At 61.1% G+C, this 19,407-nt stretch carries 13 protein-coding genes; 7 read left to right on the forward strand and 6 right to left on the reverse strand.

The genetic code is table 11. The features are described from left to right. The gene (locus J3R75_RS16720) at positions 1–795 is read left to right on the forward strand and encodes an FAD-dependent oxidoreductase (RefSeq protein ID WP_307263982.1); all 795 of its coding nucleotides are present in this window, start codon (positions 1–3) and stop codon (positions 793–795) included. Next, a complete protein-coding gene (locus J3R75_RS16725; RefSeq protein ID WP_307263986.1) occupies positions 795–2,714 on the forward strand; it encodes an FAD-dependent oxidoreductase in 1,920 nt (639 codons plus the stop codon). Before J3R75_RS16720 ends, J3R75_RS16725 begins: the two co-directional genes overlap by 1 nt. A gap of 543 nt (positions 2,715–3,257) precedes the next feature. Here J3R75_RS16725 and J3R75_RS16730 read toward each other — a convergent pair. From J3R75_RS16730 to J3R75_RS16750, 5 genes are all read right to left on the reverse strand, one after another. Continuing rightward, on the reverse strand, positions 3,258–5,468 hold the full coding sequence (locus tag J3R75_RS16730; protein WP_307263990.1) for a hypothetical protein: 2,211 nt from the start codon (positions 5,466–5,468) through the stop codon (positions 3,258–3,260). Beyond that, a complete protein-coding gene (locus tag J3R75_RS16735; protein WP_307263993.1) occupies positions 5,465–7,594 on the reverse strand; it encodes a BatA domain-containing protein in 2,130 nt (709 codons plus the stop codon). The genes J3R75_RS16730 and J3R75_RS16735 overlap by 4 nt, the downstream gene beginning before the upstream one ends. 21 nt (positions 7,595–7,615) lie before the next feature. Next, positions 7,616–8,542 (reverse strand): alpha/beta hydrolase family protein, encoded by a 927-nt coding sequence (locus J3R75_RS16740; protein ID WP_307263994.1) that lies wholly within the window; start codon positions 8,540–8,542, stop codon positions 7,616–7,618. Between the two features lie 164 nt (positions 8,543–8,706). Continuing rightward, positions 8,707–9,516 (reverse strand): hypothetical protein, encoded by an 810-nt coding sequence (locus J3R75_RS16745; RefSeq protein WP_307263995.1) that lies wholly within the window; start codon positions 9,514–9,516, stop codon positions 8,707–8,709. Between the two features lie 52 nt (positions 9,517–9,568). Further along, entirely contained in the window at positions 9,569–11,584 is a 2,016-nt protein-coding gene (locus tag J3R75_RS16750) for a hypothetical protein (RefSeq protein ID WP_307263997.1), read from the reverse strand. 381 nt (positions 11,585–11,965) lie between these two features. On the opposite strand from J3R75_RS16750, the gene J3R75_RS16755 reads away from it, so the two are divergent. The 5 genes from J3R75_RS16755 (at position 11,966) to J3R75_RS16775 (ending at position 18,012) form a co-directional block, all read left to right on the forward strand. After that, positions 11,966–13,342, forward strand: coding sequence for a DEAD/DEAH box helicase (locus J3R75_RS16755; protein ID WP_307264000.1), 1,377 nt, complete (start codon positions 11,966–11,968; stop codon positions 13,340–13,342). A 130-nt stretch (positions 13,343–13,472) separates the two neighbouring features. Beyond that, positions 13,473–14,549: a CIA30 family protein gene (locus J3R75_RS16760; protein WP_307264002.1), complete on the forward strand. Its 1,077-nt coding sequence runs from the start codon at positions 13,473–13,475 to the stop codon at positions 14,547–14,549. 46 nt (positions 14,550–14,595) lie between these two features. Continuing rightward, complete coding sequence (locus tag J3R75_RS16765; RefSeq protein ID WP_307264005.1) at positions 14,596–15,081, forward strand: ATP-binding protein; 486 nt, start codon at positions 14,596–14,598, stop codon at positions 15,079–15,081. A 772-nt stretch (positions 15,082–15,853) separates the two neighbouring features. Next, entirely contained in the window at positions 15,854–16,609 is a 756-nt protein-coding gene (locus tag J3R75_RS16770; RefSeq protein WP_307264008.1) for a glycosyltransferase family 2 protein, read from the forward strand. A gap of 5 nt (positions 16,610–16,614) precedes the next feature. Next, the gene (locus J3R75_RS16775; RefSeq protein ID WP_307264011.1) at positions 16,615–18,012 is read left to right on the forward strand and encodes a hypothetical protein; all 1,398 of its coding nucleotides are present in this window, start codon (positions 16,615–16,617) and stop codon (positions 18,010–18,012) included. Between the two features lie 83 nt (positions 18,013–18,095). Here J3R75_RS16775 and J3R75_RS16780 read toward each other — a convergent pair whose 3' ends face one another. Continuing rightward, entirely contained in the window at positions 18,096–19,391 is a 1,296-nt protein-coding gene (locus J3R75_RS16780) for an O-acetylhomoserine aminocarboxypropyltransferase/cysteine synthase family protein (RefSeq protein WP_307264014.1), read from the reverse strand. Between the last annotated feature and the right edge of the window lie 16 nt (positions 19,392–19,407).

Consider the following 19,407-nt stretch of genomic DNA (forward strand, 5'->3'; position numbering starts at 1 on the left):
ATGTTGCAGGCCAATAGATTGGTGATAGGTGGTACGGTTCTTGGCTGTGGTCTGGCGATGGCAGATTCGGCGGGCACCCTGCTGGTGGAACGGGGCATGGTCCTCGGCTACGATTATAGCGCCGCGCTGCATGAACCGGCTTGCCCGGAAGCGACCACGCCCGCCGGCCGCGAACTCGCCGACGCTATGGTCGAATGGGGCCTGCTCCATGACGGCCGGGTGCATTTGCCGCCCGTGGCTGATCTGCTCGCGGCGAGACTCCATGAGCGGAATTGCCGGGTGCTGCTCTATACTGAGGTCTTGAAGATCGAGGCACACAACGACGGTGGCTGGGCGGTCACGCTGTGGAATCGCGATGGCATGAGCACAGTTGCGGCCGAGCAAATTGTCGACACCACTAGCGAGGGGGTCGGCCATGCGCTTGCTCAGGGCGTGCCACTGCGCAAGAGTTTCTGTGGCGCTATGGTGGCGACAGCGGCTGGCGCGCCGGCGCCGGAGTCCATCGAGCCCGAGCGCTGGTGCTGTCTGCGCGGAGCGTTGCCCGACGAGTTGATCCTCAAGGTCGCGCTGCTGGCAGACGCGGGCTGGCCACAGGCCCGCCAGGCGTTGCATGACACTTGGGCGGAATTGCGTGGGCGTGGTCTGGCGCGGTCCTGGCAGTTGGGCGCCGAGGCTGGCGCGATTGCGCACGAGTACATCGCGCCGATCAACCGGGCGGTCGGGCCATCTTGGCGCTGGCGGCCGTCGGCATCCTACGGGTCGCTGATGGCGGCTTACGAAGGGAGGACCGCCTGATGACAGCAACATTGCATACGCTTAGTGAACGCCGGCACATCGTGCTCGACGATGTTTTTGCTCCCCAGGCGAGTGTCGATCTGGCAGTGGTCGGTCTGGGCACGGCCGGCGCTGACGCGCTGATTACCGGTGCGCAACTGGGCCTCAGTTGCCTCGGCGTTGAGCGCCAGCACGGCCCCGGCGGCCTGATGACCCTCGGCTGCGTCTGGGATTATTACTACGGCAGCTGCGGCGGGCGCTGGCAGGAACTCGACCGGCAGGCCATGCTCCTCAGCCGTGTCGGCAATTACACTCAGTGCCAGAGCCATCCCGACGAGGGCCGCTGCATCCCCGGCATTGTTCGTACGGCTGTGCTGGAACAGGCCGCACTCAGGGCCGGTGCCGAGCTGGCTTACGAGACGACGCCCTGCGGCGTGTGGCTTGACGGCAACATAGTCTGCGGCCTGCGGCTCCTGCGGCGTGGCGTGGTGCGTGACGTCGCTGTCGCCGTGGTCATTGACGCCTCGGCCGAGGGCGCGGTCCTGCGCCTGGCCGGCGGCACCATGATCTATGGTCGCGAGTGGGACGGCGCGCAAATGGCCTTTTCCAAGACCATCGGTGATCTGAACAATGGCCTGGCGCGCGGCTGCTGGGCTTTCTGCGGCTTTCTCAGCGATCCCAGCGCGGAGGAGCTCAGCCGCGCCATCCTCGCTGCGTCTACCAAGGGGCCGCTGAAACGCAAATACGGCAACGGCACGCGGCTGCTCTACAACGGCGCGGTGCTGGGACAACGCGAGGAAGGCCACGCATTGTGCGAGGACATGCTGACTTGGGATGACGCACTTGCCGGCAAAACTCCCGCCAAGCCGCTGTTCTACACCTTTACGCCGCAAGACCTGACCAACATGAATGGCGATTACGCCTACGAAAGCGACACGATGGTCGATTGGCGGGTACTCTGTGGCATGCAGCGCTACGGCTTCTCAGCGGCGCTGTCCTACGACGCGCTCTTGCCCAAGGGGCTCGACGGCCTGTTGGTGGCTGGCAAAATCATGGGTTTGGACCACGATCTCGGTGGCGGGCTGCGCATGGAACGGGACTTCCGCAAAGCTGGCGAAGCGGCGGCCGTAGCAGCGGCGCTGGCTAAAAAGCACGGCGTGGCCCCCCGGGATGTCCCCTACGACGAATTGGCTGCGGAACTGCGCGCCAGTGGTTGTCTGAATGAAGAATGGCACTGCGGCATAGCCGACCTGCATGGCACGCGCCGACCCAACGGCGTGCCGGTGCCGGCGCAGTTGCCGCAGACGGCCGCCGAATACATTGCCGCGCTGAGTAGGGACATCGTCGCCTACCGCTGGCATAATTCCGATGTGCGTTTGCCAGCGGAAGAGCAGAGTCCGGCGCTGGCGCTGTGGGCCGCACGGGAACTGCGCCGGCAGCCTGCAGCGGTACGCAAGGCCATTTGCGATGGTATTTATGCTGAATTGAGCAAGGACGGTCCTTATGTGGAGAATCTCGCCATTGCGTTGGGCCTTGCCGGCGACGGCCGGGCCTGCGCGCAGCTGCGGCAGTCGCTTGCATCGCCGCGGCCGGTGCCGGCGGGTGCCTATCCCAATCGCATCAAGGCGTTGTGCCTGCTGGGACGCCTGGGCGATGGCGAAGCCGTGCCATTGCTGCTGGCGCTGGTGGAGGACTACGCGGCGGCTTTCTGTGCCGACCTCGCAGGCGACGGTGGGCCCTACGCGCAGGCAAATCACGTCAACAACGCGCTGTCCTACGCGCTCTTCGCTTTGGCGGCCATCAATGACCGCTATCACCCGGCGGGGCTGGCGGCGCGCTTGCGGCAGTGGTCGCAGCGGCCCTTCGTCCTCCATTGCGGTTTGAACGGCGACGACCGCGCGCCCATGCTCCGGGACATTGTCCAGCGTCGCTTTGCATGATCGCCCACGACGGACAAGAGGGACTTCTATCCGCAGATGTCGCAGATTTTGTTGATGTGCGAAGTTTTGTGATGAAACTTGTGGTTGCCAATCGGTAATTCCTTGTGCCAATGTGACCGATACTCTTATTGTGCAAAAAGGATTTTTACAATTGGCTGTTTATCAATCAGTTGTGCATGGATTTGCCCTGTAGTCGCAGGCAAGGGATTCAGAACCACTGCGCCAAGTTTCTCTTTCTATCACAAGATTTCGCACATTACCCAGATTTTGTTAATGTGCGAAGTTATGTGATGAAACTTGTAGTTGCGCCAATGTGACCGAAACTCTTCTTTTGCGAAAGGCTTTTTGACAATAGACTCCTTATCAGGTGTTTATGCATGAATTTGCCCCGTAGGCGCTGAGAAAGGCTTCAGAACGACTGTGTCAAGTCTCTCTTTCTATCACAAGATTTCGCACATTACCCAGATTTTTGGTTCTCAGCAAACAAAGTAATCTGTGTTAATCTGCGAAATCTGCGGAGAAGTATTCCCATTTCATTGGCCCTCACACCATATCTGCGCGTCGTCGTAGCCACCATTCGAGGCAGAAGAGGGCGATGAGTGCGGCCAGTGCGAGCCAGTGGTTCCAGATGGGGTATTCGGTGGACGATTCGCTTTCGCGGGGGCTGTGGTCGAGTTTGGCGAGCAGGTCTTGCTGTTCGGCCCAGGGGACGTATTTGCCGTTGCTCATGCTGGCGAGGCGCTGGAGGAGGCCGCGATTGGCGGGCTGGCCGGTGCGTTCGTGTTCGGGGAAGCGGGCGAGGAAGACGGTGCCGGCGTCCTGGGTGCCGTCGGGGCTGGTGACGGTGACGCGGTAGGGGCCGACTTCGTCGGGGACGAATTCGCAACGGAAGCCGTCGCTGGGTTGGCTAAGACCGACGTCGCCTTCCAGGCGTGCGGGGGCCATGGGAATGGCCAGTTCTTTGCCGTCGGGGGTACGGATGCGGCAGGTCACGCTGTTGACGCCGCTCTGCTTAAGGCCGCTGAGGCCGATGACCACGCGGGCGCGGAGATCGACTTCGCCGTCGGCGAGGAGAATTTGCATGAGGCCGCTGTCGTCGCGGTCGTCTTGGCTGGGGCAGAGCCAGGTGAGCAGCTGAGTGACGAAGCGGCCGTAGATGCCCTTGCCGCCGTTGTCGTCGCCGCTGCCCATCTGCCAGCGCCAGAGTGAGTCGCTGAGGATCATGGCGACGCGGCCTTGGCCGTAGCGGCGGGTGACGACCACGGGCGTGTTGTCGCTGCTGGTGAGGACGACGGTGGTGAAAGAGCCGGTTTCGACGGGCGACCAGAGGCTGAGGATGGGCGGCAGGCGCATTTCGTCAGCGAGGCTGGACAAGGCGGGGACGGCCCGGCCGGCGGCGGTGAAATCGACCATGAAGCGGCCTTCGCGCATGGCGGCGTCGGGGCCGGATTTGGCGGGCATCATGGCCTGGATATGCTCGTTGCCGATGATGCCGTCGCGGCCGTAGGCGCGGGCGGCGCCGAGGATGAGCAGGCCGCCGCCCTTATCGACGAAGTCCTGGATGTGCTTGGCGGCGTCGGCGTCGATGGCGCTGCCGGGCATATCGCCGATGATGATGGCCTTGTAGGCCTTGAGATTTTCGGCGTCGAGCGTGGGCAGGGCGCCGCCGGCGAAGCCGCTCTGTTCATCGAAGTTGATGAAAGCGCCGTCGCCGCCTTGGACGAAAGCGCTGAGTTGGTAGCTTTTTTCGGCCAGGAGGGCGCGTTTGAGGAATTTGAATTCCCAGCGCGGGACGCCTTCGAGGTACAGCACGCGTTGTTTGGCGTCGGTGACTTCGATGAGGAGTTCTTTGCGGTTGTTGCTGCTGTCCTGGTCGCCTTCGGGTTCGATAACGACCTCGTAGAGTTGACTGCCGATTTGGTCGGGGGTGATGGTGAAGGCGATTTTGCGGAAGCGTTCGTTGTCGGCGAATTCGGCCTGTTCGCTTTGGATGGTTGTGCCGTTGTGGCGCAGGTGCACGGGGAAAGCGGCGTTGCCGCTGCCGGTCTTGCGTTGGACAGACAGTTCGATGCGGGTGTCCCATTTGACGATGACGCGTTTGGGGTAGGCCAAGTCGGCGATGGCGAAATCGATTTGATCGCTGTCGGCGATGGGCGCTGGGTCTTCGAGTTCGGGAATGAGCAGCGGCGCGGTGAAGGCGATGCCGTCGAGGTCAAGCATGGACTGGTCGAGGCCATCGCTGAGGAGGACGACGCCGGCGAGGTTTTCGGCGCGGAGGCGGGCATTGAGGCGCTGGAGGGCGTTGAGCAAAAAGGTGCGCGGGGCATGGAAGGACAGGTCAGCCGTGGGAGCGAAGCCCTCATCGAGGTCGTTACCGACCGCGAAATAGAGCACTCGGAAGTCCTCTTCTGCCTGTTTGATGGCCTTCGAGCGGAGGAATGACGCGGCGCGGACGGCGCGGGTCTGGGTGGCGCGGGTGGGATTGTCGTCCATGCTGGCGGAGACATCGACGAGGACGGCGAGGGCGGGTTTTTCGCTTTCGCGGCGGGTATCGCGTCGCGAAGGCTGGGCGAGGATGAAGCAGAGGATGACGAATGCGGCCATGCGCAGCGACCAGAGCAGCAGGCGTTTGCGGCGTTCGATGCGGCAGTCGCGGTAGGTCCGCCAGGCGAGCCAGGCGAAGACGGCGCCGCAGAGCAGCATGACCACGGGTGGCAGCACGGGGTTCCAGAGGATGACGGCGGGGGAGGTCATGATACCGCGCCTCCCTGTTTGAGGATTTTGGCCAGGAAGCTCGGCTGGTCTTGCGGCCGGCTGCGGAGATTGGCGAAGATGACTTCGATCATGCTGAGGGCAAAGGCCATGATCAGCAGCAATGGCCAGAGGGGGCTGCCCTGGCGGAGGGTGGTGATTTCTTGTCGGAGCTGTTCGTGGCTGAGGCAATGCGCTGCCGGTATGCCCTTGGCGCCCGCGACCAGTTCGTTGCCACGCCAGTAACTGAGGTCGCTTTCGGCGGCGGGGATGTTCACGGCGAGTTTGCGGGTCATGCCGCCATATTGGACGCTGTGGATGCCTGGTAGGCTGAAGCCGCCGAGCACGAAGGGCTCGTTGGCGTTCTGGCGCTGCACGGTCAGGCGGCGTTCGGCGCCGTCTGGCGCGGTGATACTGAATTCGGCGCTGGTGATCTGGCCGGGCCAGGGAATGGCGATGGCGCCGCCGACTTCGGCCGCCAAGCGTGGCTGGCGCAGGCCAGCGGCTTCCTTGCACAGCTCCTGCATGAAAATGAAGAAGAACGGCGTCATTGGCCAGTCGGACCAGTCGCGGTTGGCGCTGGTGGCGCAGAGCCAGAGCCAGCCTGCGCCGCGGCTGGAACGCATCACGAAGGCGTTGCCGCCGCGGAAGCTCAGGACGGCTTCATCAGCCGTCGGCGGGTGAATGTTGAGGTATTTGCGGATGGGCACGGCCCATGGTGGCGGCAGCAGCGCCTGGAGTTTCTGCACGAGGGGATCGTGGGCGTTGCCGACGGCGACCGGCAGGCGCTGAATGTCGCCCTGGTCGGCAGGCGCGGCGCGCAGCTGCTCCCAGGGTGCGAAGGCACGCAGGGTGCTTTCGCTGAGGCCCTGTTCTTCGCCTGGGAAGAACATGACTACGCCGCCGCCCTGGAGATAGCCGTCGAGCTTCTGGCGCACAGCGTCGTCAAGCACGGGTGGATTGCAGATGAAGATGGCGGCGTTGGCGCTGATGTCACCGGCCATGAAGCCGGCCCAATCAACGACTTGCGGCAGCATCAGTGACGCGGCCTGGCCGCCGGGGCGCAACGCCCGTTCCAGGAAAAACGAATCGCGGTCGCTGCCGCCATTGACCAGCAGGGCCGGCGCGCCGGACAGCCTCGGCAGAGAGAAGTAGTGGCGGTTGTTGAGCGCGAAGACGTCGTCACTCAGTTCGAGGACGCCGGTCCAGTCGGGTGCGGCGCCGCTGCCCATGCCCTGCAGGCGTGTTTCGCGCTTGTCCTTGGGGAGGAGGTCCAAGGCGACGTGGTTGATTTCCTCGCCGGTGGCGCCCTGCAGGCGGAGGATGCTGGTGCCGACGAATTGTTCGTTGGTGCTGATGGTGGCGACGGTGGCGATGGTGCCGTCGCCGAGGATGGCCGGCGGCATGAAGAGCGCACTGGCGATGCCGCTGTCACCGCCGCCGGCGCTCACGAGTTGATTGAAGAACAGCGCGCCGCGGTGTTCCGCGATGCTGTCAAGCATGGGCTGGAGGGCGTCGTTGTTCCATGACGCGCGTTGGAAATCACTGAAGACGTGAATTTCGACATTAGCGAGGCCGCCGTCTTGGCGTTGCAGTTGATCGCGGATGCTTTCGGCGACGTCGGCCTGGCCGGTGCCGGCTTTGAGTTCGAGCAGCGCGCTTTTGACGGCCTGGTGGTCGGAGACGGGCGGGAAGACGACGCGTGGATCATCGCGACCGGGGGCGAGAATGGCCACGCGGTCGCCCTCGGCGAGGCCGTCAACGAGCAGGGCTGCCCAGGTCTGGGCGAGTTCGAAGAGACTCTTGTCGCCGCCGGCTGCCTGCATGCTGGCACTGCTGTCGATGACGATGACGGCCACGCGTTGCCCCTCTGAGAGGTATTTGTTGCTGCGGACCAGCGGCTGGGCGAAGGCCATGGCCAGGATGATGATGATGAGCACGCGCATGAGCAGCGTCACGCATTGGGTGACGCGGCGTGAGCGGCGGGATTTGGCGGTGGCGTCCTGGATGAAGCGTACGGCAGCGAAGAAATACGGCTGGGGCTTGCGCTTGTGGAGCAGATGCAGCGCCACGGGAATGAGCGCCGCGAGGCCAAAGAGGAGGAAGCCATTGAAGAGAAAAAAAGGCATTGTGCCCCTGTTGCCGGTGAATTATCGTTGGTCGTTGAGTTTTTCCAGCCAGCAGCGCAGGGGCTTCTGCAGCAGTTCGTGGCCGCCTGCGAAGATAGTCACGCGGGCCCTGCCGGAGCTGCGTCGGAACAGCACGGGCTTGGCGCCGTAGGCGGGGTCTTCGGGGGCGGCTTGGAGGTGGTCGGGAATGCGCCGTTCGCTGGTCATGATTGCGATATCGGCGGGGGCGATCCGATCGGCGGGATCGGCGACGGCGTTGAAGGCTTCGAGGCTGTGTGAGATGGGCACTGAGCCGGTGTGGCCGTCGTGGATACCAGCGTTGATGTCGAGGATGCAGGGCAGGCCGGGCTTGAGCCAGGTAATGGGCGAACGGCGGGCCAGCTGGGCATCGACCGCCGGTGACGAGCCCGGTTTGCCACCGCAGGCGCTCGCGATGTGCTTTGCGTAGTTGGCGATGTACTCGACGTCGCTCTGGCAGCAGTGCGCATGCCATTTGGCCAGATCGGATATGCCCACCCAGGCGCTGACGCCGGCCCAGAGCAGAGGATGGCGCGCGGCCATCATCATGGCGAAATGGCCGCCGCCGGAACAGCCGACCAAATAGATGCGCGAGTCGTCAACGGCGGCATGCTGACGGGCGTAGGCGACGGCGTCGAGGACGTCTTGAATCGCCAAGTCCGAGGCGCAGGACGATGCATTCCATGATGGGCCGCGGAAATCGGGCGCCATGATATGCCAGTGCTGGTCGTGAGCCCACTGCTCGACATCGGGCGCCAGCCGCTGCTGGTAGGTCGCGCTCCACGCATGCAGGAAGACAATCATGGGACGCTTGGCGCTGTCGGGCGCCAAGTAGGCCCGAGCGGGCTGGACGTTGTGATCAATGCTGCTGGTGATTTCAATGTCGCTGGTCACCCATGGAATCTCAGGCTGGGCCGTTGTCGCACTCATGAAACACATGCTCCTGCGTTGCGGATAAAGACTACGGGGGAAGGTGCTGAGTCGAGGAGCAATAAGGTATAACCCGCTACGGGGAAATCAATGCGCGCGGGCGGGGAGGTGGCCAGCGTGGACAGCGTGGACAGCGTGGACAGGGGTGGTGCCTGCCGGGAATTTCACGGCAGGGCGATATCGGCGAGTTTTTTTGCTTTGGTGCCGACGCGGATGCCGGAGAGTGTTGGCAGCAGGCTATGTTTGAAGAAAGTTCGTGCGAGTATTTCGTCGCGATAGACCTGTTGGCGGTTGATGACCTGCCAGCCGGCGCCTTCGGCGATGGCTCGTTCGACCCAGATGACATCGATGCTGTGGATGCAGCCTTTAAGGACGGCGCCGCTTTCGGCCAGGGCGGTGCCCAGGCGCATCTGCTGCATGAGGACGCCGGCGCGGTTGTCGGCCACGTCGATGCGTTCGATCTGTTTGTTGTCAAAGAAGCCTTCCCAGCCGCCGATGCGGTCGTCGCGGAGGCCGAGGCTCTTGCGGATTTCGTCGATGTAGAGTTTTTCGCGTTCGCTGTCGATGCTGTCGGCGAGGGCGTTTTTGATGAGTGATATGCCCTCGTGGAAGGTCATGGTGCTAGCATCAATGACCATAACATCGTAGTAATCGGGCGGGAGTTTGGCGAAGAAGGCGCAGCGGCCGTCTTCGCGCAGTTCGGCTAGGCGCGGCTTGAAGGCTTCGCGTTCGGGCTCGGTGGTGCCCTCGCGGCCTTTGCTGTCCTTGCGGTACTTGCGGCCGAAGGCGATGACGAGGCGATGAGGGCCGGGCGTGGTGAAGCGCAGCTCGAGACTGCCGGTGGCGTCGGGGACTTTTTCGAGGTCGGCATAGAGGTAGGTCCCGACGGGCACGACGCTGCCGCCGGCGAACAGCGCTGGCATGCCGGCGAGGACGAGCAGGACGAAGGCGCTGGCGATGAGTTGCTTTGGCATGGCTGAATGACCTCAAGGCTGAGTAAAAGTGAGATACAAGGCTGACGCTGTTTTATTTGATTTTTGTTCTGGCGCTGTCGGCGAGGGGGTGGTTGGGGTATTCGGTGGCTATTTTCTGGTAGAGCTTGTGGGCGTCGTCCTTGCGGCCCATGTCGTCGTAAATGCCGGCCTGTTCGAATTCGACTTCGGGGAGATTGGGCAGGAGGGGCTCGGCGAGAATGGCCGCGTTGAGTTCGCCGATAGCGCCTTCGAGCCAGCCGCGCTGGCGGAAGATGCGGGCTCGTTCCAGACTGAAACTGCCATCGCCGCGGGCCATGGGGGCAATTTCGTCCCAAGCGCGGAGGGCGACAATGGCATCGAGCAGGCGATTTTCCTCCCGGGCGCGTCGGGCACTTTCGGCGAAGGCGTTACCCTGGACGGCGGCGATGCGTTGGTCGTCGCGGTTGCTGCGGCCGCGGAGGAGCGCCGCGTAGTGTTTGCGGGCGTCGTCGATCTTGCCGGCCTGGAGGGCGATATCGAGTTGGAGGGCGAGGCGAGTTTTGTCCTTGTTGCGCAGATTGCGGCCGTGTCGGTCGAGCATTTCCTGGGCGAGGGGGAGGTCGCGCAGGCGAAAGACGACGAATTCGATCAGTTCCTGGATGAGTTCGCTGCTGTCGTCATTGGGGCTGTCCTTGAGCGCGTCGGCGTACGCCTTGACGGCTTTTTGGGGCTCGTCTCTGGCGGCGGCGCGAGCGAGGGTGAGGTTGGTTATGGCGCGTTCTTCGCGGTTGCCGCCACGCGCCTGAAGCAGCGCTTCGCAGAGCGGCACCTGCGCGGGATGGAGGTCCACGAGCATATAGAATTCGAGGAAGTTGCGAATGCTGTCGCGGTCCTTGAGTTTATCGACGCCGGCGGCCAGGATGAGCTGTTCGTAGTGCTTGTAGTCCTGTTGGCGTTCGGAGAGCAGGCGTTTTGGCGGGGCTGCTTCCGGGAACATCACGGCGCCGCTGGCGGTGGCGCGGCCGCTGCGGACTTCGACATCGCAGGATGCGAGGGTGGCGAAGACGCGGCGGATTTTGGCGCCCTTGAGGGTGACGCCGTCGGCGAAACGCCAGGTAGCTTCGTCGCCGCTGTAGGTGCTTAGCTCGGTTTCGGTGAGCGGTGCGCCTTCGGGGAGATTCATGTAGGAGAGATGGGTGTAGGTGAAGGCCGGGTTAGGCGCGTTTTGGCGAGCTTCGACGGCGCTGAGGGTGCCGTTGCCGAAGCGCACGAAGGCGGACGGCGGCACGGGCTCGACCTTTTTGGCGTTGACCCAGCGCCCCAGCGCAGCAGTGAAGGGATTGCGAGTGTTGACAGCGATGAGCCGCAGTGAATGGGCGCCGGGCTTCAGGCTGAGCTCCTTGCGGTTTTCACCGCGCAGGGAATTGTGCACGCTGGTGGCGCCCTGGCGGTCGATGACCAGCACGTCGTCAAGGAAGAGAAAGCTGTTTTCGTCGCTGGCGATAAACAGCGATTGGTTCTGTTGCTGTTCAGCGAGGATGCTGCCTTCCTGGACCATGACAAAGCTGCTGCGGGAGTCGATGGGATTGCAGACTTGCTCCATGCGGTCAGTGACGAACTGGCCGATCAGGCGGCCAGCTTGGAGGCGGCCGGAGAGATCAGCCCAGCCGGTGTTTTTGAGGTCGTTGACGGCATAGACAGAACAGATAAGCGGCATGACTACGAATTTGGCCGTCGGAGCGCGTTGCGGGGAGCCGAAGTAGGCCAGAATACTCTTGCTCTCCTTTTCGGTCTGGACCAGCATGAGGGCGCAGTTGTTGGTGGCTGGACCGAGATTGGCGGCGGGGAGTTGCCGGCCGCGCTGGTCGAAGCAGAAGACGTCCTTGCCGTCGGCGTCACCCAGGCCGCAGACCGGCACGGCGATGGCTACGCCGGCGCGTGGGTGATTGCCCACGTCCTTGATCGCAAAGATCGCGCGGTATGGCGAGCTGCCGTGATGCCAGGTGATGCCGCGGCGTTCCTGGGCATGGAGCGATAATGCAATGCCGAAGAGGGCGAAGAGACTGCATAAACGTGAAAGCAATAGCATGGTGGGAACCCTGTATGGTGACGGCAGCTGGCGAGGTTATCGGGCGGTGGGCAAGATCGCGAAGAGCGTTACGAGCGACGGCTAACTTAATACCACTGCGGCGTTTTGCCGAAACACGCAGGGTGAGTTGGCCGGAATGAGGTTGGCGCTTGGTGATGGATAACGGCTGGCCCCAGGGGACACTTGAGACCGATGGTACCGGCTATTCACAATCACGGATCGATTACGTATTTTCTAGCAAATTGTCTATCAGTGACTTGCGAAAATGCCATTGTTGGATATAGTATTCATTCTGCAAAACGCTGCGCGTAGGAACGCGATGATGCGCCAAGACTGGCTGCTGGAGCGTTTTACGTTGTAGCAACCCTTTTTGAGAGACTCATGGATTTTACAAATTTCGGCCTTCATTCGCAGCTTCTCCCGCTCATATCCGCCGCTGGTTACAGCAATCCGACTCCGATTCAAGAACAAGCCATTCCGCATGTGTTAGCTGGCCGGGACGTCCTTGGGCTGGCTCAGACCGGCACGGGTAAGACCGCTGCCTTTGTCCTTCCCATTTTGCATCGCCTAGAGGCGGGGCCGCGTCGGCAGGTCCGTTGTCTGGTGATTGCGCCGACGCGTGAGTTAGCGGCGCAGATTGAGGGCGTCTTCGAGCAGTTTGCGGGGCCTTTTGGCCTGCGTTCATGCGCGGTTTACGGCGGTGTGGGCGCCAAGCCGCAGCTGGATCATTTCCGGCGTGGCACGGAGATCATCGTGGCCTGTCCCGGTCGGCTGCTGGATCATTTGCAGCAGAAGAGTGTTGATCTCAGCCATGTTGAGACCCTGGTGTTGGATGAAGCGGATCACATGTTCGATATGGGCTTCCTGCCGAACATCCGTCGCATCATCAGCTATTTGCCCCGTCAGCGTCAGACCATGCTGTTTTCGGCGACCATGCCGAGTGAGATTCGTCATCTGGCCATGGAAGTGCTGCACAATCCCGAGACGGTGGAGATTGGCCACGCAGCGCCGGTTGACACTGTGACGCACGCGTTATACCCCGTCGCGCAACATCTCAAGCCGCAGTTGCTTTTCCATATTCTTGATGATCTGAAGAGCGACTCAGTGATCGTGTTTACGCGGACGAAGTTTCGCGCGAAGCGCTTGAGCGAGCAGCTGGTGAAGCGCGGGATGCGCGCAGCGCAGCTACAGGGCAACATGTCTCAGAACAAGCGACAGGACTCGCTGGACGGTTTTCGCAAAGGCGACTACCACATCCTGGTGGCTACGGATATTGCCGCGCGCGGCATTGATGTGAGCTGTGTGTCGCATGTCATCAATTTTGACATTCCGGACACTGTTGATGCCTATACGCACCGCATTGGCCGTACCGGCCGGGCGTTGCAGACTGGTCAGGCCTTTACCTTGGTGACCGAGGAAGACCGCGGCGAGATTGCCGCCATTGAACGGCTGCTGGGCTATTATATCAAACGCCAGCTCATGCCCGGCTTCGACTACAACGAGGCGCCGAGCCAGCAGCATCGCGAGGCCTTTTCACGGCCGCCGCTGCCGCCCCGTGGTGGTCGTTCGGGTCGGCCGTCGTCTTCGTCTTCGTCATCGCCGCGTCCGCAGGGCGCGTCGGCATCAGCGGGCGTTGGTGCCCATCGTGCTGGCGGTTCAGGTCGTCCGGCGCGGCCGAGTTACGGTGCCTCTTCGGGTGCGGCCGGTGGCCGTGGTGGCTCGGGGATGCGCTCTCGCGGTGGCCGGTCGTTCGGCTGAGTTGTTCCGACGCCAAGGCGCAGGCTTTCTTTTCTCTGCGCGGCGGGTTGTTCTCGGCTGATAATCGTAGTAAAGTGATTCGTTGTTTTCACGCTAACAATGACTCACCCTGAACTCCGAGGAGCCCGCCATGCTGAATGCCAGGACGACGCGACTTTTTCTACTTGCCTTGCCCGCCATGCTGAGTGTGCTCATGGCCCAGGATGCGTTCATGCCTTTGTGTGCCGATGGCGGCGTGGTCAAGGCCGCGCTGCAGCCGGCGGTGGGCGTGGACGCCAGCTTGGCAGCGCTTCCCGCCGGCGAGGCAGGCGGGCCCCTCTGGCGCATCGCGTTTACGAAAAAAGGTGCCGAACGGCGTTTTGTGCCGCTGACGATTGAGGCTCCGGCCGCCATGCCGGCTTTCAAGGCTTTGGAAGTGACGGTCGCCGCCAACGCAGATGAGGCAGTTGCCATCCGACCGGCCATCATGTTCTTCGACAAGAATGGGGATGCGTGGTATCGCTATGGCACGCCAGTGGGCACCGACGGCAAGGCCGCGACGTTGCGCATGAACTTGGTCAGTCTGCGGCGGACGAATTTCAGCAGCGGTGCTGGCAAAGAGCTGGACTGGTCGGGGCTGAGTCATTTTTGGGTTGGTTTTCTGGCCGATGGCGAAGGCGCTGGCCGGGTCGAGCTCAGCAATGCAAGCTTGACGAGCAGGCCCTATGTGCCAACGGCGCCTCTGGAGATAGCGTTGTTGCCGATTCAGAAGTGGTCGCTGGGCATTGACAAGGCCGCCACGCAGAGCACGGCGATGGTTAAGGACGGAGACGTGGACGTGCCGACGGTGTCCTTCCGTTTTCCGTTGAACCGTCACATGTTCGTGACGCCGGTGATGCCATTGCCGGAGGCGGAATACGCGTCCTACAAGGGCCTGCGTCTAACCTACAAGGCGAAAGTGCCTGCAGGTATCAAGGGCCTCCTCATTATGCTTGGCGAGGGTGGCGGGTCATTCTACACGACGGTCGCGGTTCCTCCTAGCGCGGACTGGCGGAGTATCGAGCTGCCTTTTGACAGCTTCATGATGGCATCCTGGAGCAAAAAGCTCAGCGGGAGCGACCTCGATGTGAGCAACATCAAGAGTATCACCATCGGTTGCCACGGCTCGGCGACGGGCGATAATGGCGAAGGCGAAATCGCCGTCAAAAAACTTGAGCTGATGCCCTGATGGCGGTGAACGGTGGATGCACTCAGCGTAGTTAGGTGGTCTGAACATGGCCCAGCAGCGCATTCTGCTTACGGGTATGTCCGGCACCGGCAAGAGCAGTGTCATTGACGCCTTACGGCAGCGGGGCGTTGCTGCCGTGGATATGGACGAACCGGGCTGGTCTACCTGCAACGAACTTGGTCACCAGCTTTGGCATGAAGAGCGGCTGCAGCGCTGGCTGGACGCTCACGCCGGCCAGGCGCTGGTGGTGAGTGGCTGCGCAGAAAATCAGCGGCAATTCTATGCCCAGTTTGATCACATTGTCCTGCTGAGCGCACCGGCGGCGGTCATTCGCCGGCGATTAGCTGAACGGAGCAACAATCCCTATGGCAAGCGCCCCGACGAGCTGGCGGAGGTCATGGCGAACCGCAAGGAAATCGAGCCGTTGCTGCGCCGCCGCGCTACCCACGAAATCGTCACGACGAAGCCCCTGGCCGACGTCGTGGCGGAGGTGCTGGCGTTACTGGTAGGAGATAGCACCGGCGGGGAGTAATCGGTCACCCATTGATAATTAAGCCATAGAGCTTCTAGCTGAGTCAAACGCGCCCGTTTCCCTGGCCGCGAAGCGGCAGAAGCGCTGAAAGCGCGAAACATACCAGCCCAGGGCAAGCGGCGCTGAAAGCGCGCGCCGCCCTGGGTACAACGGTGACACTGTTCGTGTTCCTCGGCCCCTTTTGCCCAGTCGGCGAAGCTGACTGGGCAAAAGGGGCAATGGAACTCACTTGCTTACCTGGAATTGACATCGGCGGCATGTTTGGCTGTCATTATCAATGGGTGACCGATTACGGCGGCGATAGGTCTTCGTGCATGAAGTTGCGGCAAAGCGCTTGTTATTCGTCTCGGCGAGTCGCTTTCCATTGGCGCGGTGTACTGTGACATCACGTCTCCTCACTCAGTTCAATGCGGTGACGCTTTGGGGGGCGCGGCGGCCTTTCCCTGAAAAAAGACGCTGTCAGATGTCTTTAGGTAATCGGTCAGTGTACCCCCCGGCGCTTCGCCAGGGTGTACACTCCTATGAAACACGCTACCGCAAAGGTCGGCGGAAATCAAGGTCGGATGGCTGGGCGGCGGCGGGCCGTGGGTTTCCTGCAAATTGTCCCAGCGAAGCGCTGGGAGTGTACACTGACCGATTACTTCTTTAGCAGGATGCCTGCGTAGGGCTCTAGACAATGAAATTACCTGGCTGTATATTCGCGGATCAATGTATAGGTTGTGGGTGGCTTTGACCTGGGCATGAGTGGTGGTTAAGGGGAAATAGGCATATTATGTCTGAGGGTGAAGAGAAGAAGTCGCGTGGCAAGGATCGCCTCGGGGTTGTCATCCCCGTTTACAACGAAGAGGGCGCATTGTCGGTAGTGCTGGACAGTTGGCTCGCTGCGCTTACGGCCTGCGGCTGTGAATTTGTAATGCATCTTTATGATGACGGTTCGCGCGACGCATCGGCGGCGATATTGGCGGATTACGCAACGAAAGATTCCCGGGTTGTAGTTCATCACAAAGCTAACACCGGCCATGGCATGACGGTGCTGCAGGGATACCGGGAGAACATTGGTTGTTTTTCGTGGCTGTTACAGATTGATTCAGATGACGAAATGGGCCCAGAGGAGTTTAAAACCCTGTGGACTATGCGGCAAAATTTTGATTTCCTGATTGGCATTCGAACCGGTCGCCGGCAAACTTTGAGCCGCAAACTGGTGAGCTGGGGGGCGCAGTTGGTTGTCCGAACTTGCTTCAATGGTGGGATTCACGATGTCAACTGCCCGTATCGTCTGCTGCGCTGTGAGGCATTCGCGCCGTTGATAGCGCGGATGCCCGTTGGAACCTACTCACCCAATCTCATTATCTCGGGCTGGGCGATGACTGCGCGTCTTCGCTGTTATCAGCTGCCTGTTCAGCATTGGGGACGAAGCACCGGGGTGGTCACGCTACGAAATTGGAAGCTGCTGAAGACCACCTTGTTGTCGATTATTCAGCTTGCTGTCTTCGCCGTAAGACATCGTACCCTTGTAAACGAAAGGTGACATATATGGACACCGCATTCGTTTTAGCATCGTGGCGTCGCCGTTTTATGTGTTGGCCGGCGGCATTGTACTGCCTGTTTGCAGCGTTGGTCGCTTTTTTTTTCCAGCTCGGCGATTTGGTGACGGTTGGCAATCACGGCTATGTCTTACTGGAGTGCGCCTGGGATGGCCGGCTACTGTCATTTTACGAAATTGCCGGTGCCTATGAGGGCTTGGATATTGTCTGTTACGAGCTGCCGATGTATATGACCTTCGCCTTGTGGAATCTGCCGCTCTTCATTATCAACAAGGTCTTTGGCCTGGCCTTGAATTACGGCGTGGTCACCTATTGGTGTCGTTTGCTGTTATTCCTGATGTTTCTGCTCCTTGGCGCTGTGCTTGAACGCATTATCCATCACGATTTCCAAGCTGAGGAAAAGACCGGCGAAGACGCCTTTGATCTTTTTTTGACCGCGCCGCTGGCGTTCTTCTGCATCGTTCTGTTGGGTTGTTACGATGTCTTCTGCGTTTTTTTTATGCTTTTGGGGGTTCATCACCTGCTGCGGGGCAACAAACGGCTTTTTGTCATCATGTTTGCTTTGGCGAACTGCTATAAATTCTTTTCGTTTTTTACCTTCGTGCCGTTGTTGTTGCTATGCGAGAAGCGTTTCTGGTGGTTGTTCAAGGCAGTTGTAAAGAGTCTCGTACCGATCCTATTTTTTGTTTTGGTATCCTGGCGTTTGCCTGGTCGTGACGTCACCAGTGATTTTACGTCGCGGATGCTGAGCAAGTTGTTTGCGGTGTCGTATCCGATGGGTTCCGGCTATTATGGCAGTGTTTTTGCGGCGTTTTTGGCCCTGCTGTGCATTTTGGTCTATGCGTACATCCCGCCGGATGTCGCCACTCGGCGTCGCCTGATAGCGTACATTCCATTGGTTGTGTATTCACTGTTCATGTTGTTGATTCCCTGGCATGGCCAGTGGGTGCTGTTGCTGGTACCATTTATGATCATCAATTTGCTGTTGTGCCCATCGCAACGGCGGACCTTGCTCTATCTGGAGGGCGGTATGGCGTTGACTTTTTTTGCGGTCAGTTCTCTGCACGGCGGTTTTGACGAGCGACTGATCACAATTTGTTCGGCGGCGTCATGGCTTTTCGGGATGGCGAAAGCTCACGCTTTCGAGTATAGCATGCGGACTTTTCTGCTTGCTTCGCCGATGATTTCTGCGTTGGCGATATCCTTGTTTTCGGCAAGCCTAGTGGCCTATCCGTTGCTTTGTTGTCCATTCTGGTATAAGCGCTTGGAGCGGGCGGCTTTTCAGCCTTCTTTCACCCGCGCGGAAAAAGTGCTGCGGCTGTGCTGTGTGTTGGCTTTTATCGCTGCCGCGTTCCTGGGGTGGTCACTTAGTACTTACTGCTCGTAAGTGATGCGCTTCCCCTCCGATCTGCCAAGAGTGACGTGGATCGGAAGGAGGAGCGGGAGTAGGTTTCTGTGGGGAGGAGATGCTTATAGGTTATCGAGGGCGTCGGCGAGGGCGCTGGTGATATCGTCGATATGTTCGAGGCCGATGGAGAGGCGGATGAGTTCTGGGGCGACGCCGGCGGCGCGTTGGTCGTCGTCGCTGAGTTGTGAGTGGGTGGTGCTGGCGGGGTGGATGATGAGGCTTTTGGCGTCGCCGACATTGGCGATGATGCTGAAGAGGCCGATGTTGTCCACGAGCTGCCTGGCACGTTCAGCGCCGCCGTGGACGCCGAAGACGACCATACCGCCGAAGGCGTCGCCAGTGAAGAGGTGTTTGGCCAGGGCGTGGCCCGGGTCCTCGTTGAGGCCGGGGTAGCGCACCCAGGCGACTTTCGGGTGTTTCTGCAGGAAGCGGGCGACCGCGCGGGCATTTTCGCTATGTTTCTGCATGCGCAGGACGAGCGACTCCACGCCCTGGAGGAAAATCCAAGCCGCGTCGGGCGCGAGGGTCGCGCCCTGGTTGCGCAGGCCGACGATGCGCAGGCGGAGGATAAAGGCGAGGGGATTGAGGTCGCCGAGGTCATGGGCGAAGCGCAAACCGTGGTAGCCGCGGTCGGGTTCATTGAAGAGGGCGAATTTGGGGTCACTCCAGTCGAAATTGCCGGCGTCAATGACCACGCCGCCGATGCCGGTGCCGTGTCCGCCGATCCATTTTGAGAGCGAGTGGATGACGATGTTAGCGCCGTGGGCGATGGGGCGGAGGAGGCTTGGGGTGGTGAAGGTCGCGTCGACAATCAGTGGCAGGTGATATTCGCGGGCGATGGCCGCGTAGCCGGGGATGTCGGCAACGTCGAGAGTGGGATTGCCAACGGCCTCAATGTAGATGGCGCGGGTGCGCTCATTGATGGCGGCGCGCACAGCGGCAAAGTCGTTGACCGCGGTGAAATTGACCTTGATGCCCTGTTGGGGGAGGATAGCGTCGAACTGCGTGTAGGTGCCGCCGTAGAGATTGTTTGCCGAGACCAGCTCGTCGCCTTGGCGGAGGATGTTGGTGATGGTGAAATAGATGGCAGCGGTGCCGCTGGCGAGGGTCAGGGCGGCGGCGCCGCCGTCGAGGGCGGCCAGGCGTTTTTCGAGCACGTCGTTGGTGGGATTCATCAGGCGGGAGTAGATATTGCCTGATTCTTTGAGGGCGAAGAGGTCCGCGCCGTGCTGTGAATCACGGAAGGAATAGGCCGTGGTGCGATAGACCGGCACGGCGCGGCTCAGGGTGGCGGGGTCCGGCACTTGGCCGGCATGGAGGGCGAGAGTTTCGAAGCGATACGATGGGTTTTTGATCATGCAGGGCCCTCCATTA

The sequence above is a fragment of the Oligosphaera ethanolica genome (genome assembly GCF_030814695.1).
Classification (GTDB): Bacteria; Verrucomicrobiota; Lentisphaeria; order Oligosphaerales; family Oligosphaeraceae; genus Oligosphaera; species Oligosphaera ethanolica.